The organism is Pseudomonas syringae pv. coryli str. NCPPB 4273 (assembly GCF_000972175.1).
Lineage (GTDB): Bacteria > Pseudomonadota > Gammaproteobacteria > Pseudomonadales > Pseudomonadaceae > Aquipseudomonas > Aquipseudomonas syringae.
Genome location: NZ_AWQP01000082.1, coordinates 1 through 24,723 on the forward strand (window position 1 = coordinate 1; position 24,723 = coordinate 24,723).

18 protein-coding genes and 1 pseudogene are annotated in these 24,723 nt (G+C 59.7%); 13 read left to right on the forward strand and 6 right to left on the reverse strand.

Annotation, left to right across the window (positions count from 1 at the left end; translation table 11 throughout):
• The first annotated feature begins 475 nt into the window (after positions 1-475).
• Positions 476-1,702, forward strand: a complete 1,227-nt coding sequence (locus P406_RS26370) for an MFS transporter (protein ID WP_046237819.1) — start codon at positions 476-478, stop codon at positions 1,700-1,702.
• Positions 1,703-1,825: 123 nt separating this feature from the next.
• Here P406_RS26370 and P406_RS26375 read toward each other — a convergent pair whose 3' ends face one another.
• Complete coding sequence (locus tag P406_RS26375) at positions 1,826-4,924, reverse strand: autotransporter domain-containing protein (protein WP_046237820.1); 3,099 nt, start codon at positions 4,922-4,924, stop codon at positions 1,826-1,828.
• A gap of 217 nt (positions 4,925-5,141) precedes the next feature.
• Between P406_RS26375 and P406_RS26380 the strand changes: the two genes are divergently transcribed.
• The 12 genes and pseudogenes from P406_RS26380 (at position 5,142) to P406_RS26435 (ending at position 20,286) form a co-directional block, all read left to right on the forward strand.
• A complete protein-coding gene (locus P406_RS26380; RefSeq protein WP_046237821.1) occupies positions 5,142-6,038 on the forward strand; it encodes a TauD/TfdA dioxygenase family protein in 897 nt (298 codons plus the stop codon).
• A 16-nt stretch (positions 6,039-6,054) separates the two neighbouring features.
• The gene (locus P406_RS26385; protein WP_046237822.1) at positions 6,055-6,942 is read left to right on the forward strand and encodes an ABC transporter ATP-binding protein; all 888 of its coding nucleotides are present in this window, start codon (positions 6,055-6,057) and stop codon (positions 6,940-6,942) included.
• A 91-nt stretch (positions 6,943-7,033) separates the two neighbouring features.
• The gene (locus P406_RS26390) at positions 7,034-7,900 is read left to right on the forward strand and encodes an ABC transporter permease (protein WP_003317308.1); all 867 of its coding nucleotides are present in this window, start codon (positions 7,034-7,036) and stop codon (positions 7,898-7,900) included.
• A gap of 38 nt (positions 7,901-7,938) precedes the next feature.
• The gene (locus P406_RS26395) at positions 7,939-8,958 is read left to right on the forward strand and encodes an ABC transporter substrate-binding protein (protein ID WP_046237823.1); all 1,020 of its coding nucleotides are present in this window, start codon (positions 7,939-7,941) and stop codon (positions 8,956-8,958) included.
• 496 nt (positions 8,959-9,454) lie between these two features.
• Positions 9,455-9,670 (forward strand): DUF6124 family protein, encoded by a 216-nt coding sequence (locus tag P406_RS26400; protein WP_046237824.1) that lies wholly within the window; start codon positions 9,455-9,457, stop codon positions 9,668-9,670.
• A 110-nt stretch (positions 9,671-9,780) separates the two neighbouring features.
• Positions 9,781-10,791 carry an RHS repeat-associated core domain-containing protein gene (locus P406_RS26405; protein ID WP_046237825.1) on the forward strand — a complete coding sequence of 337 codons (1,011 nt, stop codon included), beginning with the start codon at positions 9,781-9,783 and terminating at the stop codon, positions 10,789-10,791.
• A gap of 109 nt (positions 10,792-10,900) precedes the next feature.
• A complete protein-coding gene (locus P406_RS28445; RefSeq protein WP_082100977.1) occupies positions 10,901-12,004 on the forward strand; it encodes an RHS repeat-associated core domain-containing protein in 1,104 nt (367 codons plus the stop codon).
• A gap of 196 nt (positions 12,005-12,200) precedes the next feature.
• Positions 12,201-13,301, forward strand: a complete 1,101-nt coding sequence (locus P406_RS26415; protein ID WP_046237826.1) for an RHS repeat-associated core domain-containing protein — start codon at positions 12,201-12,203, stop codon at positions 13,299-13,301.
• A gap of 377 nt (positions 13,302-13,678) precedes the next feature.
• Positions 13,679-14,744, forward strand: a pseudogene (locus P406_RS26420) (RHS repeat-associated core domain-containing protein).
• Between the two features lie 243 nt (positions 14,745-14,987).
• The gene (locus P406_RS26425; protein ID WP_046237827.1) at positions 14,988-16,106 is read left to right on the forward strand and encodes an efflux RND transporter periplasmic adaptor subunit; all 1,119 of its coding nucleotides are present in this window, start codon (positions 14,988-14,990) and stop codon (positions 16,104-16,106) included.
• Positions 16,103-17,188: an efflux RND transporter periplasmic adaptor subunit gene (locus P406_RS26430; RefSeq protein ID WP_046237828.1), complete on the forward strand. Its 1,086-nt coding sequence runs from the start codon at positions 16,103-16,105 to the stop codon at positions 17,186-17,188. The genes P406_RS26425 and P406_RS26430 overlap by 4 nt, the downstream gene beginning before the upstream one ends.
• Positions 17,185-20,286 carry an efflux RND transporter permease subunit gene (locus P406_RS26435; RefSeq protein ID WP_046237829.1) on the forward strand — a complete coding sequence of 1,034 codons (3,102 nt, stop codon included), beginning with the start codon at positions 17,185-17,187 and terminating at the stop codon, positions 20,284-20,286. The genes P406_RS26430 and P406_RS26435 overlap by 4 nt, the downstream gene beginning before the upstream one ends.
• 52 nt (positions 20,287-20,338) lie before the next feature.
• Here P406_RS26435 and P406_RS26440 read toward each other — a convergent pair whose 3' ends face one another.
• The 5 genes from P406_RS26440 to P406_RS26460 form a co-directional block, all read right to left on the reverse strand.
• Positions 20,339-20,851 (reverse strand): hypothetical protein, encoded by a 513-nt coding sequence (locus P406_RS26440; RefSeq protein ID WP_046237830.1) that lies wholly within the window; start codon positions 20,849-20,851, stop codon positions 20,339-20,341.
• 137 nt (positions 20,852-20,988) lie between these two features.
• Positions 20,989-21,615, reverse strand: coding sequence for a class I SAM-dependent methyltransferase (locus P406_RS26445; RefSeq protein ID WP_046237831.1), 627 nt, complete (start codon positions 21,613-21,615; stop codon positions 20,989-20,991).
• Between the two features lie 56 nt (positions 21,616-21,671).
• On the reverse strand, positions 21,672-22,316 hold the full coding sequence (locus P406_RS26450; RefSeq protein WP_003341491.1) for a methionine ABC transporter permease: 645 nt from the start codon (positions 22,314-22,316) through the stop codon (positions 21,672-21,674).
• On the reverse strand, positions 22,306-23,436 hold the full coding sequence (locus P406_RS26455) for a methionine ABC transporter ATP-binding protein (RefSeq protein ID WP_046237832.1): 1,131 nt from the start codon (positions 23,434-23,436) through the stop codon (positions 22,306-22,308). Before P406_RS26455 ends, P406_RS26450 begins: the two co-directional genes overlap by 11 nt.
• Positions 23,433-24,221: a MetQ/NlpA family ABC transporter substrate-binding protein gene (locus tag P406_RS26460; RefSeq protein WP_024959419.1), complete on the reverse strand. Its 789-nt coding sequence runs from the start codon at positions 24,219-24,221 to the stop codon at positions 23,433-23,435. The genes P406_RS26455 and P406_RS26460 overlap by 4 nt, the downstream gene beginning before the upstream one ends.
• Positions 24,222-24,723 lie beyond the last annotated feature (502 nt).

Consider the following 24,723-nt stretch of genomic DNA (forward strand, 5'->3'; position numbering starts at 1 on the left):
CTGGACGCTCCGCGTCCGATCCTGAATGTGCGGCGCGGCGCAGATCTGTGACGCAGAGCGTCACGAAAGGCGTTCCCACGCTGGAGCGTGAGGAACGATAGTCGTCAGGCAGATCGCTGTACGGGTGGCGCGCGAGGTGTCCGGGCAAACACTATCGTGCCCATGCTCCGCGTGGGTATGCCGTTCTGGACGCTCTGCGTCCTCTTTGGGCATATAGCGCAGCGCAGATCTGTGACGCAGAGCGTCACGAAATGCGTTCCCACGCTGGAGTGGTGAGGAACGATAGTCGTCAGGGAGATCGCTGTACGGGTGGCGCGCGAGGTGTCCGGCAAACACTATCGTACCCATGCTCCGCGTGGGTATGCCGTTCTGGACGCTCTGCGTCCTCTTCTGAGCATTACGCACGCAAATCCAATAAGCTCCAATGCCGGGCTCGGTTAATAGCGATGCACGTCCCGGCCTACAGGAGTTTTGTATGCGCAAGGATTACCTCGCTTTCTTCGTCTCGCTTTTCCTGTCCAGGCTGGCGGATCAGATCCTGTTGTTCATTGTGCCGCTGGTGGTGTTCCAGACCACCAACAGCGCTTCATGGGCCGGGCTGGCGTTTTTCGTGGAATCGCTGCCGAGGTTTCTTGCGTTTCCGTTGTGCGGTGCCCTCTGCGACAAGTACTCGCCAGTCAAAATTCTGCATATCAGCCAGATCTACCGGGCATCGCTGTGCGTGCTGGCGATGCTGCTCTACGCCATCTTTGGCGGTATCGGATGGCTGGTGGTGCTGTCGGCACTGTGCGGGGTCCTGACCACGCAAGGCATCATGGCGCGCGAAGTGCTCATGCCGCATATCTTTCAGCACTACAGCTACACCAGAACGTTGTCCTATTCCCAGATCGCCGACCAGTCAGGGCTGGTTCTCGGGCCCCTGGTCGCGGCACTGATGCTTGAAGTGTGGGCCTGGCACTGGGTCGTACTGTTGACCGCTGGCCTGTTCCTGCTGGCAGACCTGAGCATGCTCGCGTGGCAACGTCTCAGCCGTATCACGCTGGAGGTGTTCGAGCAGCATCAGGACATCTGGCTGCAGCCGTTGCGGATTGCATTCGGGCATATCCGCAGCCTGGCGGAATTGAAAAAGATCATCACGCTGGCGGTAGGCTTCAATCTGATCGTCGGTGTCACGCTGGCGACCTCGGCAGCCATGGTGATCGGTGAGTACGGCGCCGGCAAAGACAGCTATGCCGGGCTGCAGGCGGCGGGTGCGGTGACTACCATCGTGATCCTGTTCTTCCTGGCCCGCGTGGCTCTGCCCATGCGCGTGCTGGGTGGCGTCGGCTTTTCGATGATCGCGACCGGCGCATTCATCAGCGCCCTGAGCCCGAACCTGATTGGCTATGCGCTGGGGTTTCTGTTGATCGTCGGCTTCGACAAGATGTTCAACGTCTACATGCGCACCCTCCGGCAGCGGGTGATACCGCCTCAGGACTTCGGCAAGACGGTGGGCGTGATCACGTTGCTCAACAACCTGTCGCAGCCTCTGGCGGGTTTGCTGGTGGCCCTGCTCGCAGCGCCCTTGGGCATCCGCCAAGTCATCCTGAGTTTGGCCGTGCTGACGAGCGTTATCGGAGCGGGTGCCCTGTGGTGGTTTGCAAAGGCACGCAGCCCTTTCCCGACCCCGATTGTTGAGGCTGATCGGGAGGCCGGGAAATGAAAACGAGAGGGTTGGAGTGGGATGAAATTGAGGGTCAACGCAAGCGCGCTCAGACCCCCTGATAAATTCGGCAGGCTCCTCTCCGTCCCTACAGAGAGCAGCCCGATTGCCGCCGCTTCAGCCTTAAAACGCCAATGTCACCCGGGCATTCAGCGACTGATCCGATGCGTCGTTGCTCACCTGTCCGTCGTAGCTCAGGCCCACGCTCAAGGTATCGCTCAACCCCAAGTCGACACCTGCGCCGAGCACGGCTGCGCTGCGGGCGATGGGGGCGCCGGAGAGTTCGAAGGTGTCACCGCCGCTGAAGGCCGAGCGGCTTTCCGGGGTGACGTCGCCGTAGGCGCGACGCCAGCCCAGTGTGGCGTTGGGTTTGATCACGACGCTGCCTGCGTTCAGGCGGGTCGCTGCACGCAGGCCCAGGGTGCTGAAGGTGATGTGGTTGTCCTGGGACTTGTTCTGCAGGCTGATGGCGTTGCTGTTCTCGTCGAAGGCGTCGGTGTCCAGGCGTACGTGTGCCAGGTTGGCGAAGGGTTCAAGCTGTGCGTTGCCCATTTCCAGGGTGTAGCCCAGTTCGCCGAAGACCTGATTGGTCGCTGCCTTGTAGTCTTCCTTGAAGTGCTCGGACGAGCCCGGCAGGTCCAGCGTGCGCTTGGCGGTCAGCTCATGCCAGGTGCGCACCGCGCCGAGGCGCAGGCCCAGTTGGCCCCATTTCGCGCCGCCATAGACACCCAGGTGATAGTTGTCGCTGTCGGTCGAGCCAGACGCGTGGCGCAGGTCGAAGCTGCTGTTGCTGAAGCCTGCCAATGCACCCACACGCCAGGTGTCGTCGAGCGGTACGTCGGCGCCGAACAACAGGCCGCTGGTGCGGGTTTCCAGGCCTGAGGCGTCACGGCTGCTGTCGGTCTGGCCGGTCGCGCCGATGGCCTGGGTCCACACCACACCGCGTGAAGCATCACCGGCGAGGGTTTGCGTGGTGCTGCCGAATGCCTGTGTGGATTGCGCTTGTTGCATGCGAGCATTCATGGCATTGCGCACCAGCCGGCTGTCTTCGATCAGTGCAGATTGGGTCGATGCATGCAGCTCGTTGGACAGCGCGCTGAACGTGGCCTGCGCCGTCGAGGCGTCGTCCTGCACCACCTGACGCCACAGCGCGTTGCCTGCGCCCGCGCTGTCCAGACCCTGTGCGACCGCCTTGGCGTTGCGCGTGGTCGCCAGGCTGGCGAAGGTTTGTGCGTTGCGATCCAGCGTCAGCCCGACATCGGTAGCGGTGTAGTTCAGCGTCGGGGTAAGGAACGCGAAGTTGGTTTGTACGGCGGCAAATGCACCGCTCACGCCACCGGCTGCGGAGAGGATCGAATAACGGCTCGCCGCTAGCCAGTTACCGCCTTCGACCAGCGACAGCGTGCTGTTGTTGATCGTCGCGCGGCCGCTGGCGACGATGCGGTCGGCTTTGCCACTGGCGTCCGACTCCACTTGATAAACCGAACCCTGAGCCAGGTTGACGTCACCATTGACGTTCAGTTGCCCGACCGAATTACCCGGTGCGACCACGCCGCCCTGAGCGACGTTGATGCCGCCGACGGTGCCGTTGCCACCCAGCGTTGCGCCTTGCTGCACGCTGACGATGGAGTTACCGAGGTTGCCATTAACTGCCAGGCGACCGGCCTGCACGGTCGTCGCGCCGGACAGGCTGCTGTTGCCGGTCAGGTTCAGCGAGCCGATACCGCGTTTGATCAGCGCGCCGGTGCCCGTGAGGGTGTTGGCGAGGGTGTCGTTGGTGGACTGATCGACCACCAGCGTTGCGTTATCGGTGATCGTGCCGCTGCCGAAGGCCTGGGCATGACCGGTCAGGGTGCCGCCGTTGATCAGCGTGCCGCCCGAGTAGGTGTTGTTGCCGGTCAGGATCAGGTTGCCCGTACCGTTCTTGATCAGCGCACCGCTGCCGCTGATGTCGTTGCGCCAGGCGTCGATGGCGTTATAGCCGCCCAGGCTGGCGTTCATGTTGACGGTGACGTTGGAATTGAACGCGCCGTAACCATCGCCTGCGGCATACAGGTTCAAGCGACCGTAGCCACCTGACTGATCGATCACTGCGTAGCCCGACGACAGTTCAGTGGTCGCCAGAATCTCGCGGCGCTGGCTGGCATCCAGGTACGGGAAGCGTGTTTCCAGCAGTACTTCAGCGTTGGTTGGCACGACCGGGGCCAAGTTGGTCGGGCCGACCGGGTCGAAGCCGTAGGTCATGCGCGCGGTGTACAGCGCCTTGTCCTGTGCGTGTTGGGAAGTGCGGTCGGTGGCCGGGTCGATGGCCGTCATGCAATTGTTGACGTTGCCGCCGCACTGAGCAGTGAAATAGGCCAGCGCCTGTGCGCGAGCATCGGCGCGCAGTTGGGCGTTGGCCGGGTTGGACAGGTTGTCGATGGCGAAATAGGTCGCGGTGATTCGCCCGCCCATCACGTCGAAGGGCGAGTGCATGCCCGCTTCGATGCGGTTGTCGCCGATCTCCGAAGCACGCAGCATCAACTCGCTGAACCGCTCGGGGATCGCGTAGGCCAATGCGTAGGCTGACAGGTAGGCAGCGTTGGTGTGACCGCTGGGGAAACCCGAGTCACTGGCCGGCGTGGTGCTTTCGGCCGGGCGTAGAGAGGGCGCGACGACGAATGCCAGGCTCTGTCCGTCGAGGCTCTGCCGCCATGGCCGTGGATACAGATAGTGGGACTTGGCCGGGGTCGTGGAGGCATCGTTGCGCACCGCGCCGACCAGGTCGACCACCTTGCCCAGCGCCGAGGACGAACTGCCTGCGCCATTGCCTTTGTCGTCGTACCTGACGGTTTTGTTGCTGTCGTCGAATTGCGTGATGGTCGTGAACGCGCCCGCGCCGGCTTTGTAAGCATCGCTCAGCGAGCCCAGGCCGCTGATGGCGCTGTAGCTCTGGTCGCGGCGGTCATCGAAGTAGGCGGCGGTTTCCTGCGCCAGCGTGCGCGAGTTGGCACGGTCGACCACGATCTGCAGGTTGCGCCGAAGCAGGCTCTGACCGAGGGCCGTCGGCGTGCCAGTGTCCCAGGTTGCGCCGGTTGTCCACAGGGTGTTGAACCCGGAGAGCAGGTCGACACCGTTTATACGATTGTCATTGGCACGGCTCGCAGCCTGAACCGAGACGGCAAGCAGCGACAGTATCAATGACGACACCATTACATGGACAACCGGTTTATTGGATCGCATAGCGGGCGCTTCACTCAGGTCGAATAAGGCGCCGACCCTAGCAAGGCGGTCTTACACTTGGATGTATCTGCTGTGACACATTTATGCTGGCTGACGTTACACCGCGAGGCAGTGAAAAATTCAGCACTATCGATATTCTTTAACGGTATTTAAATTCTGTTTCTTATACCTATAGAGTTTCGTCTTTCAGTCACACAGTCCTGGAGTCGGAGTTCTCATGCCAGCAGCCTCCCTCGCTTCATCGTCCGCTCAACCTGCTTCGCAATCCTTCGAAGTGCGTCCATTCACCGAAAAGGTGGGCGCGGAAATCGTTGGGCTGGATCTGTCCAGGCCGTTGAACGATGCCGACTTCGCTCGTGTGCATCAGGCACATCTGGATCACCACGTGCTGGTGTTCCGCGATCAGCAGATCACGCCGCAACAGCAGATCGATTTCAGCCGACGCTTCGGGGTGCTGCAGATCCATGTGCTCAAGCAGTTTCTGTTGGCCAACCACCCGGAAATCCTGATCGTCTCCAACATTGTCGAGAACGATAAGCCCGTGGGCCTGGGCGATGCCGGTAAATACTGGCATTCGGACCTGTCTTACAAAGAGCTGCCCAGCCTGGGGTCGATGCTTTACGCCCAGGAACTGCCAAGTGAAGGCGGCGATACGCTGTTTGCAGATATGCACCTGGCGTGGGAAACGTTGCCGCAACACCTGCGCGATGCGGTTGAAGGGCGTTCAGCGGTGCACAGTTACACCGCACGCTACGCCGAGGGCCACAACGCCGCCAACTGGCGTCCGACCCTGACCGCCGAGCAACTGGCGCAGGTGGTCGAAGTCAGCCACCCGATCGTTCGCACCCACCCTGAAAACGGGCGCAAGGCGCTGTTCGTCAGCGAGGGTTTCACGACACGCATCCTCGGTCTGCCGGAAGACGAGAGCCGTCAGATTCTCAACGAGATTTACGCCCACAGCGTTAAGCCCGAGCACATCTATCGACACCAGTGGCAGGCCAACGACATGGTGTTCTGGGACAACCGTTCCCTGATCCATCTGGCTGCAGGCTGCCCGGCGCACCTGCGCCGCAAGCTGCATCGCACGACCATTCAAGGCACCGCGCCATTTTGATTCAGGAGAGCCGTTCATGAATGCTGTCGCGCAAGGCCACACGGCCAGCACCAGCACCAGCACCCAACCGCAGCCGGCTGCACAGCCCACTGCTGAAGCCTTGCTGCAAGTTCGCGGCGTCAGCCTCGAATACCGCACGCCAGAACGCGTGGTGCGGGCGACGCATCAGGTCAGTTTCGAAGTCGATCCGGCCGATCGTTTCGTGCTGCTGGGCCCATCCGGTTGCGGCAAGTCGACGCTGCTCAAGGCGGTGGCCGGTTTCATCGAGCCCAGTGAGGGCGAGATTCGTCTGGCGGGGCATCAGGTCACCGAGCCTGGCCCGGACCGCATCGTGGTGTTTCAGGAATTCGACCAGTTGCCACCGTGGAAAACCGTGATCGAGAACGTCATGTTTCCGCTGCTGGCATCACGCACGCTGAAGCGCCCCGAAGCGCTGGAGCGCGCACGTTACTATCTGGAAAAGGTCGGCCTCAGTGCGTTTGCCGATGCCTACCCGCACACCTTGTCCGGTGGCATGAAGGCCCGCGTGGCGATTGCCCGGGCTTTGGCCATGCAGCCGAAAATCCTGCTGATGGACGAGCCCTTTGCCGCACTGGATGCACTGACCCGACGCAAGATGCAGGAAGAGCTGCTGGAGCTGTGGGACGAGGTGCGCTTCACGTTGCTGTTCGTCACGCACTCCATCGAAGAAGCGCTGGTGGTCGGTAACCGCATCCTGCTGCTGTCGCCGCATCCGGGCCGTGTAAGGGCGGAAATCAACAGCCATCAATACGACCTGAAAAGTCTCGGCGGCGTCGGCTTTCAGCAAACCGCGCAGCGTATTCATCGGTTGTTGTTCGATGAAGGCGAGGCCGGGCCGGTCGAGCAGGATCTGAATTTTCAGGACATCCGGATTGCTTACTAGGCTACTGCCTTGATCGTTCCCACGCTCCGCGTGGTAATGCCTTTCAGGACGCTCCGCGTCCTATCTACACGATTACCGGGAAACCCGAATCATGAGCCTCGCACCTCCCGCTCGCGAAGAATATGAAATCACGCTGGAGCCTTTCACTCAGGAAGACCTGGCCCGCGATCTGCCCCTGGCACAGCGTATCTGGCAACTGAGCTGGGTGCGCAAATGCGTCATCATGATCGCCCTGGCGGTGATCTGGGAACTGGCCGCGCGTCTGCAGAACAACGACCTGCTGTTGCCGAGCTTTCTGCAAACGGCTGCCGCCTTTTATGACGGGCTGATCTCCGGTGAGTTGCCGGGCAAGGTCTGGATCTCCCTGACCGTACTGATTCAGGGCTATCTGATCGGCATCGTGCTGGCGTTCGCCCTGACTACCCTGGCAGTGTCCACCCAACTGGGCCGCGACCTGCTCAGCACCTTGACGGCCATGTTCAACCCGTTACCGGCCATTGCCCTGCTGCCGCTGGCGCTGCTGTGGTTCGGGCTGGGTCAGAACAGCCTGATCTTCGTGCTGGTGCATTCGGTGCTCTGGGCGCTGGCGCTCAATACTTACGCGGGCTTTCTGGGTGTCTCGGAAACCCAGCGCATGGCCGGGCGCAACTACGGCCTCAAAGGCCTGCGCTTTGTCTGGCACATCCTGATCCCTGCTGCGCTGCCGTCGATTCTGGCCGGTCTGAAAATCGGCTGGGCCTTTGCCTGGCGCACACTGATCGCCGCCGAGCTGGTGTTTGGCGCGTCCTCCGGCAAGGGCGGTCTGGGCTGGTACATCTTCCAGAACCGTAACGAGCTGTATACCGACAAGGTCTTTGCGGGGCTGGCGGCAGTGATCCTCATCGGCCTGCTGGTCGAGAACCTGCTGTTCGCCAACATCGAGCGCCTGACCGTCAAGCGTTGGGGCATGCAGCGTTGAAACGCCGTCTTTTTTTGAATAATCAGGGTGAGAACCACATGGAAACTGCATTTCAACGTCCGGCACTGACTGTGTTGGCGGCGACCCTCGGTTTGTTTGGCGCGCTGCTCAGCGGCGGCGCTCAGGCTGAAGGCAAGATCAGCATCGCTCAGCAATTCGGCATCGGCTACCTGATCCTCGACGTGGTGCGCGATCAGAAACTGATCGAGAAACACGGCAAGGAGCAGGGCCTGGACATCAAGGTCGACTGGAACAGCATCTCCGGTGCCACGGCGATGAACGAAGCGCTGCTGGCCGGCGCACTGGACGTGGTGTCGGCAGGCGTGCCGCCGATGCTGACCGTCTGGGACCGCACCAAGGGCAAACAGAACGTCAAGGCGATTGCCTCGCTGGGTTCGATGCCCAATTACCTGTTGACCAACAACCCCAACGTCAAGACCCTCAAGGACTTCACCGACAAGGACCGCATCGCCGTACCGGCTGCGGGCGTGGGCTTCCAGTCGCGCACATTGCAGATCGAAACCGCCAAGCTGTTCGGTAACGACAACTACAAGAAATTCGACAACATTTCGGTCAGCCTGGCGCACCCGGACGCAACCTCCGCGCTGATTGCCGGTGGCTCGGAAATCAACTCGCACTTCTCCAGCCCGCCGTTCCAGTATCAGGAACTGGAGAACCCCAACGTCCATAAGGTGCTCAGTTCCTATGACGTGCTGGGCGGCCAGGCGACGTTTAACGTGCTCTACACCACCGAGAAATTCCACGACAAAAACCCCAAGACCTACAAGGCGTTCTACGACGCGCTGGCTGAAGCCGAGAAGATCATCAAGGCCGACAAGCCCGCTGCCGCGCAGACCTACATCCGCGTCGAGCAATCGAAGCTGCCGTTGCCCCTGGTAGAGAAAATCGTCGCCGACCCGGAAATCGATTTCACTATCACGCCGCAGCGCACCTTCATCTACGCCGAGAAACTGCATGAGCTGGGTGTGTTGAAAAACAAGGCGGCGAGCTGGAAGGATTTTTTCTTCGAAGAAGCACACGGCACCGAGGGCAGCTGATCGGCGCTGCTTGAGGATGACGCAGAGCGTCACGAACGGCATTCCCACGCGGAGCGTGAGGAACGATAGGCGATCTCCCGGGCGCCTATCGTTCCTCACGCTCCAGCGTGGGAATGCCGTTCCGGACGCTCTGCGTCCTCTTCTCGAAGAATCAGGTTACTTCCGCTCACGAAAAACCTGTCCTGCAGGACCTTTCCTTCAGTCTTTTCGCTTTCCTGCGTATGACCTTTCCTAGAAAATCCCGGGCCCTTGTGCCTGCCAACTCTGCACACTAGGCTGCGTCGGTCGCTGATTTTTCCAGCGACCGGGTTTAGCAGCCTGTTTGTGGATAACAAGTGGCGCGAGTGCCGTTTATGGCGGCTTTGCGTGGGGTACCTTCGGGTGCGCCGGTTGCTTGCGCTTGTTCCACACCGGTCTGCTAACCCGCGTCAAAGTCGCCACCCTTGTTTGTTTAGCAGCAGGCATCTGGTGGTCTTGTCAGCTAAAGGAATAAGCGATGATCAACTCAACCCCATCCCCGCCGCTCCCCAACTCTCTGGAAGACTCTCTGATACAGGTCAGCGAAATACTGCGCTGTGCCTCTGCCACCGCGTATGAAACCGGTGACAACCTCGATGGCCTGAAACGTGATCTGGCGTTCTCGGTGGTGCATCTGATCAATATGGCCAAGGCCGAGCTGGAGCGCTCGCTGGAATGCGTCCAGAATCCCTGACAGCCCTGATGCAACCTAGCAGTTCTACGAGTAGCCGCTGCGGTCCCTGCGGTGCATTGTGTGCTTGAAGAGGCCTGCCTCGCTGATCAAGACCACTCCGGTTACTCGCCATGCGCCAGCCAACCCCTCTGTGCCGTTACCGCTACGACGCGCTTGACCGGCTCGCGGCTCGCACGCCTGCGGCTGGAGCCATTGCCCGTTCGTTCTATCAGTCCGATATTCTGGTCAGCGAGATTCAGGGGGCAGAACACCTTCGTTTCCTGCATCGCGACCGTCAGTTGCTGGCCATGCAGTCAGCGCTCGCCACGTTGTTGATCGGCTCGGACCAACAGCACAGCGTGCTCCACACCGTATCGGCCGGCTTGCCTGGCCCTATCGCCTACACCCCTTACGGGCATCGGCAAGCATTGAACCAGCTGCCAGGCTTCAACGGTGAGCGACCCGATCCGTCGACCGGTCATTACCTGCTGGGCAATGGTTATCGCGCCTACAACCCCGTTTTGATGCGCTTCAACAGCCCGGACAGTATGAGTCCGTTTGGCAAGGGTGGAATAAATGCCTATGCGTATTGTGCGGGGGACCCGGTCAATCGATCTGATCCGAGCGGGCATGAACTCTTGGATGATGTGCAGGCGTACATCTACCTTGGCGCAGCCCTTGCTACCGGCGTTTTTGGCCTGTTGACGGCTCGTTCGTCTATAAAGGCTGTGTTAAAGGGAGTGAAGGTAAAGCCCGAAGTAAACGCTATCGATAATGTCCTCCCCAAGACACCCTTGCTCAGAAGACCGGCGAACACGGAGGAAAAACTCTTGGGATTCATTGGCGTCGGGGCGCTTACGGCCAGTGTGGCATGGACCGCAGGTTATATTACGGGAAAGTTCGAGGGTGGTTTACTGGCAGCTCGTACGCTGAGAAGCGTTGCTATAGTTGTTGTTATCCCCGTCGTCGGGTCTCGTGGCGTGATGTATTTGCGTTCCAGACTTGCAGAGCGAGCTACAAAACGAGCAGCAAAAAAAGCTGCGAAGTTGGCGCAGAGCGCCTTACCTGAGTTTAATGTCACTACATCCCGGGCTTCAAGCATTCGGAGTGGTGATTTAAATGTTGAAGAAACCCAATTTTGAACATCCTCTTCGTTCTCTGCATAAACCCGCTCGCTGACATTTCTACCAGTAGACCTGCCTCCCGACTCGGATCACGCTGAAGCCTGACCTCCATCATCAGGGAACGATAATGGCCATCCTGTGCAGGTACACCTACGACCCGCTGGACCGCTTATCGACATTGACGCCATTGGCTCAGGCCGTCGCCAACCGGTTCTATAACGGCGAGCAACTGATGACCGAGTTACAGGGCGGCAGGCAACGAACCTGCATCCGCGCTGGCGGCCAGTTGCTCGCGCAACAGAGTCGGGAGGGCGATGAGGTCGTGACAATGATGATCGCCAGCGATCTGCACAATAGCGTTCTGCATGCGAGTGAAGACGGACACCAGGCGGACATTGCCTACTCGCCTTACGGTCACCATGACACTGCCCAGGCCCTCGATGGAATGCCCGGTTTCAACGGCGAACAGAGCGACCCTCTCACCGGTTATTACCTGCTTGGCAACGGTTATCGCGCCTACAACCCGGTGCTGATGCGCTTCAACAGCCCGGACAGCCTGAGCCCGTTTGGCAAGGGTGGCGTGAATGCGTACGCGTATTGCGCGGGAGATCCGGTCAACCGGGTTGATCCGACAGGGCATGAAAGCGCGTTGTTTTGGGTGGGTTTAGGCCTGACGGTACTCGGTGCGCTCGGAGGGGGGGCAGGGATACTCCTATCGAAGGGAGTCAAGACGAGGACAGTCTCGGTCGTCGGCTCATTAACAGGTATTCTTGGCCTTTTTCCCACGATAGGGTCGGTGTTGACGAAAGACGCGCACCCCGAGACCAGCTCAATATTTCAATATGTGGGATTTGGCTTAGGAGTCACTTCGACAGTGTTTTGGCGGGGCTCCTTAGCTGCGAGACGAATGAGGCAAAGACGATCTGATGTTCAAGCTGGAGCAAATGGGCTCGCCGGGCGAATAACAGCGCCTAACTCCACCCGCCAACCGCCACCGTATAGTCTACGGCCGCCTGATGCGCCGCCACCGTATAGTCCACGGCCGTCTGATGCGCCGCCAGAATATACACGAAGGGATCCACATCCTTTTCCCCCACACATCGCTGCAAGAGAGGCTCTTGGCGCTTCAACTGCCTCATCGATAAACTCAACAAGTGGGTTCGGCCTACCTTTACAGAGCCGCGGAAGCAACGCTGGGGCTGCTGGCAGAAGGATCAGATATTCTATTTAGCGACGTTTGTCTTGATGCCATCCAGCCTTCTGCCAGAACCTGGGCGATTTTACAGAGCCATGACAACCCATGAGCTTATTATCCAGGTCACCCGGACTCTCGCTTTCGGGTGACCCACTGATAGTTTTGCCAGTGGACTGCCGGCCCCGACGGGCTCACGCTAAAGCCCTGACCTCGTCATCATCAGGGAACGATAATGGCCATCCTCTGCAAGTACACCTACGACCCGCTGGACCGCGTATCCACAGTGACGCCCCTGGCCCAGGCCGTCGCCAACCGGTTCTATAATGGCGAGCAACTGATGACCGAATTGCACGGTGACAGGCAACGAACCTGTATCCGTGCAGGCGCACAATGGCTGGCGCAGCAGAGTCGGGAGGGCGATGAGGTCGTGACAACCATGATCGCCAGCGACCTGCATAACAGCGTGCTGCACGCGAGCAAAGACGGGCATCAGGCGGACATTGCCTATACGCCGTTCGGGCATCATCAAGCCGGGCAGACGATTGCAGAACTACCCGGTTTCAACGGCGAACAGGCTGACCCGCTGACCGGCCACTACCTGCTTGGCAACGGTTATCGCGCCTACAACCCGGTGCTGATGCGCTTCAACAGCCCGGACAGTATGAGTCCGTTTGGTAAGGGTGGGTTGAATGCGTATGCCTATTGTGTGGGGGATCCGGTCAACCGGGTTGATCCGACGGGGCATATTTCGATCGGTCTGTCTTTTCTATCGGGGATTTTGTTCAGTGCCGTGGGGGCGGGAGCGATAGGGGCGTCTGCTGGGCTCAAAGGATCAGACAGTGAGCTCAGTACCATACTCGGTGCAGTTGGGAGTGTTTCTTTGCTGGCCGGCGCAATGGGGTTTGCAAGCACGATACGAAAATGGCGAGGAGCAAAATTAAAATTCAATGATGTGGAAAAAATTTATAAGAGGAAATTGAGCGACGAGAAATTAGTCTTTGAGCGTCTAAGGGAATCGTACCGTACTCATAGGCAACGTTCTTTTCGAGAGGGGATGGACCGTGTTGAACAGGAGTCAATTGGCGCACGAGATTTGCTTTTTGATATGCAACATGTTGATGCGCTGGTTATTAATCGCACTACTTTTTACAGTGACAGGCATATGCTGGCTGCTAATCGGGTTTTGTTGGACAATCAATTCAGGAATACAGGCCGGACATTCGGTACGCTCAGACTAGATTCCCAAGCTGGACTGGACGTCAGAACTATTCGCCAAGGTCAGACACTTTCTCGGAATAACTATCGAGTCAGAAATTCACTAGATAGTGCCTGAGAGCCGACAAAATGCGTATACGTACAACTGACAGGTTGCCAGGTGATTACGGACTGGCAGCATATAAAATTAAGCCGTCTCTCAATCAGATACGTGAGATCAATTCCAACTCAACGTCATGTCACTGAACGCGGGGAGCAATGCTGGGGCTGACGGCATGAGGATCAGACATTTTATTGAGTGAATGCCGTCTTGATGCCATCCAGCCTTCTGCCCGAACCTAGGCGATTTTACAGAGCCATGACAACCCATGAGCTCATTACCCAGGTCACCCGGACTCTTGCTTTCGGGTGCCTTACTGATAGTTTTGCCAGTGGACTGCCGGTTCCGACGGGCTCACGCTAAAGCCCTGACTTCGTCATCATCAGGGAACGATAATGGCCATCCTCTGCAAGTACACCTACGACCCGCTGGACCGCTTATCCACAGTGACGCCATTGGCCCAGGCCGTCGCCAACCGGTTCTACAACGGCGAGCAACTGATGACCGAATTGCACGGCGACAGGCAACGAACCTGTATCCGCGCAGGCGCACAATGGCTGGCGCAACAGAGTCGGGAGGGTGATGAGGTCGTGACAACCATGATCGCCGGCGACCTGCACAACAGCGTGCTGCACGCGAGCAAAGACGGGCATCAGGCGGACATTGCCTATACGCCGTTCGGGCACCATCAAGCCGGGCAGACGATTGCAGAGCTACCCGGTTTCAACGGCGAACAGCCTGACCCGCTGACCGGCCATTACCTGCTCGGCAATGGTTATCGCGCGTACAACCCTGTGTTGATGCGCTTCAACAGCCCGGACAGTATGAGTCCGTTTGGTAAGGGGGGGGAATGTATATGCGTATTGCCTTGGCGATCCGGTTAATCGCACAGACAGTACAGGACATGAATCTTGGGATTTTTATGCAAGTTTGGCCATGGCTGTGGTGGGTGTTGTATTAGGCACTTATGCTTTTCCTAAAGTTCTTAGCGCAAAAGCACTTGGGGTGACTGCCCTTGCCGGATTTGGTGCTTCTTCCGCGGCTACAGCATCTGTGCTTACGGACTATTACGATGTAGAGGGTGGCTCGGAACTGGGTTGGGTGGCTGTTGGTCTGGGCGCCTTTTCATTGGCCTCTGGTGCAATGTCCGCAAAATCTGCATTTGCTCGTGGCCGGGCTCGCGGCCCGACAATTAGCTCCGCGAGAGCGCTTCCAACTCAACGCCCTGCGCAATCCTCTGCTGGGTTTCAGACTACATCCTTTACATTGCCACGAGCAAAACTATCACCATTAAGCGTCGCGCCGGCACAGTCGCCTACTATTCGCCGAACGGGCTATCCTAAATACCGAAATATAAGAAGGCCTGTTTTCCACGAGTATTTGTCTGGAGTCCACAAGATGCCAACGATATATGAAGTGCCATCGTATTCCATACGCGCGGGCCATGAATTTATGTATTAATCGATACGCTACGTCCGATTTCGGCAGTGGCGCTCAAAAGCAATCTATCTGCCGAAATTCGTACCAGCAAAGCTCAATTAAAATGCGCTGAGTCCCTTTGGGCCAATCATTCATTTGAAGGTCTTTCGTGCCCACCCACTTTCTGCCCCGTTAATGAACCCTCCCTCTCGCACACAGTCGCATACTCACGCTATTCTCTCGCCCTGATCACGCCCGCATCCGGCAGTTGCACAAGGAGTCTGCATGCCCGTTCGTATTTCAAGACTGGTTACGTTCGGTCTGGCCGCTGCATTGGCGGCGCTGGCCGGTTGTGGCGAGGAAAAACCGGCGGCGCCCGAACTGCCCAGGGTTTATGTGCAGACGGTAAAAAGTGCCGACTTCGCCGCCAGTGTCGCCCTGACCGGTGATGTTCAGGCGCGGGTGCAGACCCGTCTTTCATTCCGGGTCAATGGCAAGATCATTCAGCGTAATGTCGATGTGGGCGATCGGGTCACTGCCCGGCAGGTGCTGGCGCGGCTCGACCCCAAGGATCTGCAGGTCAACGTCGACTCGGCCGCTGCTGCTGTGGCTGCCGAGCAGGCCCGCGTGAATCAGGCCAGCGCTGCGTTCGTCCGACAACAAAAGTTGTTGCCTAAGGGTTATACCAGCCGCAGCGAATATGACTCTGCACAAGCGGCGTTGCGCGGCAGTGAAAGTTCGTTGAAGGCGGCGCAGGCGCAATTGGCCAATGCCCGTGAACAACTGGGTTATACCGCTCTGGTCGCTGACGCACCGGGTGTGATCACCGCGCGTCAGGCTGAAGTCGGGCAAGTGGTGCAGGCCACCATGCCGATTTTCGATCTGGCGCGCGACGGTGATCGCGACGCGGTGTTCAATGTCTATGAGTCGCTGTTCGTTCAGCCGCCAACCGATCAACCGGTGCAGGTCACGTTGCTCGATAACCCGAACATCAAGGTCAGCGGCAAAGTACGCGAAGTGACCCCGGCGGTGTCGGCGCAAACCGGCACCTTGCAAATCAAGATCGCTCTGGACCCGTTGCCTGAAGGCATGGACCTGGGCTCGGTGGTCAGCGTGGCGCTGAGCGCACCGGCCAATGCCAGTGTCGAGTTGCCGTGGGCGGCGCTGACCAAGGATCTCGGCGAACAGTTGGGCAAGCCTGCCGTGTGGGTGGTGGATGAACAGGGCAAGGTCAATCTGCGCAAGGTCACCGTCACCCGTTACCTGACCGCCAAAGTCATCATTGGCGACGGGCTCAAGAGTGGAGAGAGAGTCGTGGTGGCAGGCGGACAGTTGTTACATCCGGACATGCAGGTCGAAATTGCCGAACAGCCCAAGCAACAGAATGCACAGGTGCAGCCATGAAGCGTCCGTTATGCCTGTTGCTGGGCAGCCTGCTGTTGAGCGGCGTTTTATTGAGCGGCTGTGGCAAGGATGAAACACCTCCCGAGCCGGTGCGTCCCGTGGTGTTCGTCGAGGCCAAGCCTGAGTCGAATCAGGATTTCGGGCGTTTCGCCGGCAACATCCAGGCGCGTTATCAAAGTGTGCTGGGCTTTCGTGTCGCGGGGCGCATTGCCCGACGCGACGTTGACGTAGGTGCTGAGGTCAAGAAAGGCGATTTGCTTGCAACCCTCGATCCGACCGATCAGCAGAACGCCGTGCGTGCCCGGCAGGGCGACCTGGCCAATGTTCAGGCGCAATACATCAACGCCCAGGCCAATGCCCGCCGTCAGCAGGAGCTGTTCGATCGCGGCGTCGGTGCCCAGGCGCAACTGGACATCGCCCTGACCGATCTGAAGACCGCCAGTTCGTCGCAGGAGCAGGCCAGAGCCGCGGCTCAACAGGCCCGCGACCAATTGAGTTACAGCGAGCTGCGCAGTGATCACGATGCGGTGGTTACCGAGTGGAAAGTCGAAGCCGGACAGGTGGTGACAGCCGGTCAGGAAGTCGTGACTCTGGCGCGGCCGGACATCAAGGAAGCGGTGATCGACCTGCCCGATACACTGGCCGATCAGTTACCGTCCGACGTGGTCTTCACCGTCGCCAGTCAGCTGAATCCGGAAGTGAACACCACCGCCACCCTTCGCGAAATCGAACCCCAGGCCGACCGCACGACACGTACGCGCCGTGCGCGTCTGTCGCTGGCGCAAACGCCAGCGGCGTTCCGCCTGGGCACGGCGATCAGCGTGACGCTCAGCTCGACCATCACGCCGCGCATGCGTCTGCCGATCAATGCCCTGCAGGAAGTCGATGGCAAACGCCAGGTCTGGATCGTCGACTCGCAGAGCCAGACGGTGAACCCCAGAACGGTGACGATTGCCAGCCGTGACAGCGACTCCTTCGTGCTGACCGATGGCGTCAAAGCGGGTGAAAAAGTGGTGAGCGCGGGCGTCAACAGCCTCAAGCCGGGCCAAAAAGTCAAAGTCGATGAGGAAAGCCCGCGATGAAAGGGAATTTCAATTTATCCGAGTGGGCCATCAAGCATCAGTCGTTCGTCTGGTACCTGATGTTCGTCGCGCTGTTGATGGGCGTGTTTTCCTACATGAAGCTGGGCCGCGAGGAAGACCCGTCCTTCACCATCAAGACCATGATTATCCAGACCCGCTGGCCGGGCGCGACGGTGGACGAAACCCTCGAGCAGGTCACCGATCGCATCGAGAAGAAGCTCGAAGAGCTGGACTCGCTGGACTACGTGAAGAGCTATACCCGACCGGGCGAGTCCACGGTTTTCGTGTACTTGCGTGATACGACCAATGCCAAGGCGATACCGGAAATCTGGTATCAGGTGCGCAAGAAAGTCGATGACATCCGTGGGCAGTTTCCGCAGGGGCTGCAAGGCCCGTCGTTCAACGACGAGTTCGGCGATGTGTACGGTTCGATCTATGCGTTTACCGCAGACGGTTTCTCGATGCGTCAGTTGCGTGACTACGTCGAGAAGGTTCGCGCCGACATCCGCGACGTGCCCGGCCTGGGCAAGGTCGAGATGATCGGTCAGCAGGACGAAGTGGTGTACCTGAACTTCTCGACACGCAAACTGGCGGCATTGGGCATCGACCAGAGCCAGGTGGTGCAAAGCCTGCAATCGCAGAACGCGGTGACGCCTGCCGGGGTGATCGAAGCCGGGCCGGAGCGGATCTCGGTACGCACCTCCGGGCAGTTCGCTTCCGAGAAGGACCTGGCTGCGGTCAATCTGCGCATCAATGATCGTTTTTACCGTCTGAGCGACATTGCTGACATCACCCGTGGCTACACCGATCCGCCCAAACCGCTGTTCCGCTTCGATGGCAAACCGGCGATCGGCCTGGCCATCGCGATGCAGAAGGGCGGCAACATCCAGTCGTTCGGCAAGGCGCTGCATGCACAGATGGATGCTACGACGGCGGAGCTGCCAGTCGGCATTGGCGTGCATAAGGTCTCGGATCAGGCCGAGGTGGTCAACAAGGCCGTGGGCGGCTTCACCAGCGCGTTGTTCGAGGCGGTGATTATCGTGCTGTTGGTCAGCTTCGTCAGCCTCGGCTTTCGCGCGGGGTTGGTGGTCGCGTGTTCGATTCCGCTGGTACTGGCGATGGTGTTTGTGTTCATGGAATACAGCGGCATCACCATGCAACGGATTTCCCTCGGCGCGCTGATCATCGCCCTCGGCCTGCTGGTGGATGACGCCATGATTACCGTGGAAATGATGGTCACACGGCTGGAAATGGGCGAGTCCAAGGAGCAGGCCGCGACGTACGCCTACACCTCGACAGCGTTCCCGATGCTCACCGGTACGCTGGTGACCGTGGCCGGCTTTGTGCCGATCGGTCTGAACAACAGCTCGGCGGGGGAGTACACCTTCACGCTGTTTGCGGTCATTGCCGTGGCGATGCTGGTGTCGTGGGTGGTTGCCGTTCTGTTTGCGCCGGTGATCGGCGTGCACATTCTGAGCGCCAACATCAAACCCAAATCCGAAGAGCCGGGTCGCATCGGCCGGGCATTCAACGGCAGCATGCTCTGGGCCATGCGTCATCGCTGGCTGGCGATTGCCATCACGGTTGGGTTGTTCGCCGCGTCGCTGTTCTCCATGCAGTTCGTGCAGAACCAGTTCTTCCCGTCTTCGGACCGCCCGGAAATTCTGGTCGACCTGAACCTGCCGCAGAACGCCTCGATCAACGAGACGCGCAAGGTAGTGGATCGTTTTGAAGCGAGCCTCAAGGACGATCCGGACATCGAGCGCTGGAGCACCTACATCGGCCAGGGCGCGTTGCGTTTCTACCTGCCGCTCGATCAGCAACTGGAAAATCCGTTCTACGCCCAGCTGGTCATTGTCAGCAAAGGCCTGGAAGAACGTGGTGCATTGACTGCCCGTTTGCAAAAGCGCCTGCGTGACGACTTCGTCGGCATCGGATCGTATGTGCAGGCGCTGGAAATGGGCCCGCCGGTGGGGCGTCCGTTGCAGTATCGCGTCAGCGGCGAGAACATCGACAAGGTGCGCCAGCACGCCATCGAGCTGGCCACGCTGCTCGATCAAAACCCGCATGTGGGCGAAGTGATCTACGACTGGAACGAGCCGGGCAAGGTCCTGCGCATCGACATCAATCAGGACAAGGCCCGGCAGTTGGGGCTGTCGTCGGAAGACGTCGCCAAGCTGATGAACAGCGTGGTCAGCGGTTCTACCGTGACCCAGGTGCGCGACGATATCTATCTGATCAATGTGATCGGGCGTGCCGAAGATGCCGAGCGCGGCACACCGGAAACCCTGCAGAACCTGCAAATCGTGACACCGACCGGCACGTCGATCCCGCTGCTGGCGTTTGCCACGGTCGGTTACGAGCTGGAGCAGCCGTTGGTCTGGCGCCGCGATCGCAAGCCGACCATCACGGTGAAAGGCGCCGTCCGCGACGCCATTCAGCCGACTGATCTGGTCAAGCAACTGCAACCGGAAATCGACAAGTTCGCCGCAGGTCTGCCGGTCGGCTACAAGGTTGCAACCGGCGGTACGGTCGAAGAAAGCAGCAAGGCGCAGGGGCCGATTGCCAGCGTTGCGCCGCTGATGTTGTTTCTCATGGCGACGTTCCTTATGATTCAGTTGCACAGCATTCAGAAGATGTTTCTGGTGGCCAGTGTCGCGCCTCTGGGGCTTATCGGTGTGGTGCTGGCGCTGATCCCCACGGGGACGCCCTTGGGGTTCGTGGCGATTCTCGGGGTTTTGGCGCTGATCGGCATCATCATCCGCAACTCGGTGATTCTGGTGACCCAGATCGATGCCTATGAAAAAAGCGGTTATCTGCCGTGGGACGCCGTGGTCGAAGCCACCGAGCATCGCCGTCGTCCGATCCTGTTGACGGCGGCCGCGGCCAGCCTGGGCATGATTCCAATCGCCCGTGAGGTGTTCTGGGGGCCGATGGCCTACGCCATGATCGGCGGCATCATCATCGCCACGCTGCTGACCTTGCTGTTCCTGCCCGCGTTGTACGTGGCCTGGTATCGCATCAAGGAACCGACCGACGAACAGCGTCGCGAAGCGGCTGACAAGGATGAAGGGGAGCACGCGCAGCCGGCGCATTGAGGTTCGCTTGCCCTGCCGCCTGTGATTCGGGGCAGGGCTGCTGACCCGGCAATCAGTCGGTCTGGTCTGCGTCTTTGGCGTCGATCATGGTCAGGCTGAGGTTGGCGAACCGTACAGGGCCGAACTGTGAAGCCAGCTTTGAGTTTGAGTTTGAGTTTGAGAGCGGGAAGCGGAACGTGTTCGAAGGCGCCGATAGATTCACAAAGCATTTTTCAAGCGCTTCTTCGAACGTAATCTCGCCAGAAAAATGTTCCCACTCCTCAGTGGCGAGGCCAATGATCGGTGTCAGATTCAGCGCGCCCTCTTTGTTGTAACCTCCCACGGCTATGACAAAGAGCGCCTCGTCTATTTTCACGTCTGCGCTATGCACATCGAACTCGATACGCAGGGTAGAGTCAGGCAGCTCATTGATAAATTGGCTTACGGTCACTTCAGTAGCATCCAGTTTGATGCTCTGCCCATCGCCTGCGGGCCAAGGCTTGAAGTCTGGATCAAAGCCCTCAGGTGCTGCCCAGTACTTGAGACCGTCGCTGAAGTTGCCGTTTTTCAAGAATTCGGTCGCCATGATCAGTTCCTTTGATCGGTTCAAATGGATTCCCTTGCCAGCCGTCTGCGCAGACGGCCGCAAGTCCATCCTAAGGCGCGTGAGTGTTGGCCGATACTGTCAGAACTGACAGCACACCGATTGCACAGCGCCGCACATCACTGCCGCCGCCAGACACTCGCCAGCCACGGTTGCTGTTCCCTCGGCAAGCCGGCGGGGCGGTAGTAATGCTCCAGTTCGACAAAACCGGCTTCGGTCAGCAATTCGCGCCATGATTCCAGGTCGTGATAAGCGCCGTAACGCTCGCCGTTCCAGCCTTCCTGATTCTCACCGCGCGGGTTGGAGCTGAACAGCACGCCGCCCGGTTTGAGCGTGGCATGCAGTTGGCGCAGGACGCGTGGCAGCTCCTGTTTGGGGATGTGAAACAGCACTGCGTTGGCGAAGAGGCCATCGAAGCGGCCGTGCGGCAGGTCGAGTTCGAGGAAGTTTTGCTGCAGTACTTCGCAACCGGTCTCGGCGCGAGCCATCTCGGCGAAACGTTCGGAGCCATCGAGCCCGACCGCCACATGGCCCATCGCGGTAAACGTTTTCAGGTCGCGGCCCGGCCCGCAGCCGAAGTCGAGAATCTGCCAGGGTGCCGGTCCTTCTATATGCCGCAGCAGGGCGTCGATATTCTGGCTGACGTCGTGGTCGCGGGTGCCTTCGCGGAAGTCGTCGGCCACGCTGTTGTAATTGCCGAGGGTCGCGGCGGTGATCTGCGCAAGGGTTTGTGGGTCGAGTTTCATCAAGGGCGGTCCGGTAAAGGAAGACCGCCAATATACCCTCGCTGCGTTGCGGCTGCTCAGCGCCGGTCGAAGCTGCGTGCCAATCGGTCACCACCCAGTTGTACCAGCGCGACGACCGCAACCAGCAAGACGATTACCGTCAGCATCACCTGCGTGTCGAAGCGCTGATAGCCATAGCGATAGGCAATATCGCCCAATCCGCCTGCACCGATGGCCCCGGCCATGGCCGATGAGTTAATCATGGTCACCAGGGTAATGGTGAAGCCACCGACGATACCGGGGCGCGCTTCCGGCAGCAGCACATGCCAGATGATGTGCCAGCGCCGACAGCCCATCGCCTGCGCCGCCTCGACCAGGCCATGATCGACCTCGCGCAGGCTCACTTCGGCGATCCGCGCAAAGAACGGTGTGGCGGCAATGGTCAGCGGCACAACGGCTGCCCATACGCCATAGGTGGTGCCGACGATCATCCGCGTGAACGGAATCAGAGCGACCATCAGGATCAGGAACGGAATCGAGCGAAACAGGTTCACGAAGCCGCCCAGCACGCGGTTGATCCCCGGCGCTTCGTAGATGCCGCCTTTGGAACTGGTCACCAGAATCACTGCCAGCGGGATGCCCAGCAGCAGTGCGATCAATGACGACACACCGACCATCAGGAATGTGTCGAGGGTGCCTTGCAGCAAGCGATCAACCCACATAACCCAATACCTCCGCGCGTGGCGCCAGTGTGCGGGCGCGCGCCAGTAGCTCGTCCCGGCTGTGCGGCGAGTCGGCAACCGACAGAATGAGATGCCCAATGGCGCGCTCCTGAATCCGCTCGACGCCGCCCTGCAGCAATTGCACCTTGCCGCCCAGCGCGGCAAACAGCGCGGCCAGATCCGGCCCTTCGTCACTGACACCGGTAAAATGCACGTCCAGCAGCAGGGCCGCATCGGGTCGTTGCGGCTGATCGCTCAGGCGCTCGGCCCACTCTTTAGGCAGCCCGGTTTGCAGGGGCGCCAGCAAGGTTTTGCTGACCTCGTGCTGCGGGTCGCCAAACACCTGCCATACCGGCCCCTGCTCGACGATTCTCCCCTGTTCCAGCACCACGACGCGGTGGCAGATATCACGGATCACCGCCATTTCATGGGTGATCAGCACGATGGTCAGGCCCAGGCGCTGGTTGATCTCGCGCAGCAGGCCGAGAATCGACTGGGTGGTTTCCGGGTCCAGCGCCGAAGTGGCTTCGTCGCACAACAGAATCGCCGGGTCGTGCACCAGTGCGCGGGCGATGCCGACGCGCTGTTTCTGCCCGCCGGACAGTTGCGCGGGGTACGCCTTGTGCTTGTCCTGCAACCCCACCAGTTCCAGCAATTGGGCGACCTTGCGCGCGCGTTGCTCCTTGGGCACGCCAGCGACCTTGAGCGGCAGTTCGACGTTCTGCCAGACGGTCTTGGCCGACATCAGGTTGAAGTGCTGGAAGATCATGCCGATGCGTCGGCGCAGTTCCACCAGCTTGTCTTCGTCGAACTCGCCGATGTCCACCTGATCGATCAGTACGCGACCGCTGCTCGGTTGTTCAAGGCGGTTGATGGTGCGGATCAACGAGGATTTGCCTGCGCCGCTGCGGCCGATGATGCCGAAGATCTCGCCACGTTGGACGGCCAGATCGATATTGCCCAGCGCCTCCACCGGGCCTTGCTTGCCGTGATAGGTCTTGCCCAGGTTGATGAAGCGCACATGCGCGCGATTCAGCTCCGGGTGCAGCTCGGCCTGCTGTGCACGTTGACCTGCGCCTGCTGTGTCGAGTGGCCGTTGGCGTTGCGCGGTCGCGGTCATTCTTTCCACCCGGCCTGGTATAGCTTGCCGTTGACCTTGTCCAGTGAGGCGCGGACGACCGGCGAGTGCTGGTAAATATCGACGAATTTCGCCAGCCGCGGGTCATCCTTGTGATCAGGCTTGATCACGAACTGAATCACGTATTCCGGGTGGTCCAGGCCGTCGAAGAGGATCGCCGAGTCAGCGGGAAAGGTCTTGGCCAGACGGATGTAGGCGGGGTAGCCCTGCACCAGATCGGCATCGTCGTAGGCTCGCACCAATTGCACGGCTTCGACCTGAATGAGCTTGAGTTTTTTCGGGTTGGCCGTGATGTCTTCCTCGGTGGCCTTGTAACCAACACCTTCCTTGAGCGTGATCAGCCCGGCCTTGGCCAGCAGTTGCAGGCCGCGTCCGCTGTTGATCGGGTCATTGGCGATGGCCACTGTGGCGCCGGTCGGCAGATCATCGAAGCTTTTGTACTTTTTCGAGTACAGGCCTACGTTGTTGATGATCCCCGGTGCGTAAGGCACCAGACCGAAACCGGCGGCGTCGTTGGCGTTGGTCAGGAACGGGATGTGCTGAAAGTAGTTCACGTCGATATCGCCGGCAGCGAGGCTGACGTTGGGCGCGATCCAGTCGGTGAACTCGACTAGCTCAACCTTCAGGCCCTGCTTGCCGGCCTCTTCGACAGCGGCTTCGAGCGGTATCGCGAAGGCTGCCGTGGTGCCGACTTTCAGGGGTTTATCGTCAGCGTAAGCGGTCAGGGTCAACAGGCCGAGGGCCAGTGCAGCGAGGGTTTTGCTCATGATGCGGTCCTTTTAAAAATCCCTAAGTCTCGTCCCCACGCCTTGTGCTTATTGCTCCCACAAGACCTGTGTACAACGCCAAGCGCTTCAGCGTGGGGGCGCATGTCTTCATCAACTACGGCGGTGTGCCGCCTCCGGCAGCACATCGGTCCTGTGGGAGCTTGCTCGCGAAGAGGCCAGTGCAGACACAAAAAACAGGGCGTCTGGACAATCGCTTTCGCGAGCAAGCTCGCTCCCACAAAGCCTGCGTACAACGCCAAGCGCTTCAGCGTTGGGGCGCATGTCGTCATCAACTACGGCGGCGTGCCGTCCCCGGTAGCGCATCGGTCCTGTGGGAGCGAGCTTGCTCGCGAAGAGGCCAGTGCAGACACAAAAAACAGGGCGTCTGGACAATCGCTTTCGCGAGCAAGCTCGCTTCCACAAAGCCTGCGTACAACGCCAAGCGCTTCAGCGTTGGGGCGCATGTCGTCATCAACTACGGCGGTGTGCCGCCTCCGGCAGC

Coding starts and splice junctions, on each gene's coding strand:
- P406_RS26375 (WP_046237820.1), bottom strand. CDS start 4,924: ATGCGATCCAATAAACCGGTTGTCCATGTAATGGTGTCGTCATTGATA.
- P406_RS26400 (WP_046237824.1), top strand. CDS start 9,455: ATGATCAACTCAACCCCATCCCCGCCGCTCCCCAACTCTCTGGAAGAC.
- P406_RS26415 (WP_046237826.1), top strand. CDS start 12,201: ATGGCCATCCTCTGCAAGTACACCTACGACCCGCTGGACCGCGTATCC.
- P406_RS28445 (WP_082100977.1), top strand. CDS start 10,901: ATGGCCATCCTGTGCAGGTACACCTACGACCCGCTGGACCGCTTATCG.
- P406_RS26435 (WP_046237829.1), top strand. CDS start 17,185: ATGAAAGGGAATTTCAATTTATCCGAGTGGGCCATCAAGCATCAGTCG.
- P406_RS26380 (WP_046237821.1), top strand. CDS start 5,142: ATGCCAGCAGCCTCCCTCGCTTCATCGTCCGCTCAACCTGCTTCGCAA.
- P406_RS26390 (WP_003317308.1), top strand. CDS start 7,034: ATGAGCCTCGCACCTCCCGCTCGCGAAGAATATGAAATCACGCTGGAG.
- P406_RS26370 (WP_046237819.1), top strand. CDS start 476: ATGCGCAAGGATTACCTCGCTTTCTTCGTCTCGCTTTTCCTGTCCAGG.
- P406_RS26440 (WP_046237830.1), bottom strand. CDS start 20,851: ATGGCGACCGAATTCTTGAAAAACGGCAACTTCAGCGACGGTCTCAAG.
- P406_RS26385 (WP_046237822.1), top strand. CDS start 6,055: ATGAATGCTGTCGCGCAAGGCCACACGGCCAGCACCAGCACCAGCACC.
- P406_RS26430 (WP_046237828.1), top strand. CDS start 16,103: ATGAAGCGTCCGTTATGCCTGTTGCTGGGCAGCCTGCTGTTGAGCGGC.
- P406_RS26425 (WP_046237827.1), top strand. CDS start 14,988: ATGCCCGTTCGTATTTCAAGACTGGTTACGTTCGGTCTGGCCGCTGCA.
- P406_RS26460 (WP_024959419.1), bottom strand. CDS start 24,221: ATGAGCAAAACCCTCGCTGCACTGGCCCTCGGCCTGTTGACCCTGACC.
- P406_RS26455 (WP_046237832.1), bottom strand. CDS start 23,436: ATGACCGCGACCGCGCAACGCCAACGGCCACTCGACACAGCAGGCGCA.
- P406_RS26395 (WP_046237823.1), top strand. CDS start 7,939: ATGGAAACTGCATTTCAACGTCCGGCACTGACTGTGTTGGCGGCGACC.
- P406_RS26450 (WP_003341491.1), bottom strand. CDS start 22,316: ATGTGGGTTGATCGCTTGCTGCAAGGCACCCTCGACACATTCCTGATG.
- P406_RS26405 (WP_046237825.1), top strand. CDS start 9,781: ATGCGCCAGCCAACCCCTCTGTGCCGTTACCGCTACGACGCGCTTGAC.
- P406_RS26445 (WP_046237831.1), bottom strand. CDS start 21,615: ATGAAACTCGACCCACAAACCCTTGCGCAGATCACCGCCGCGACCCTC.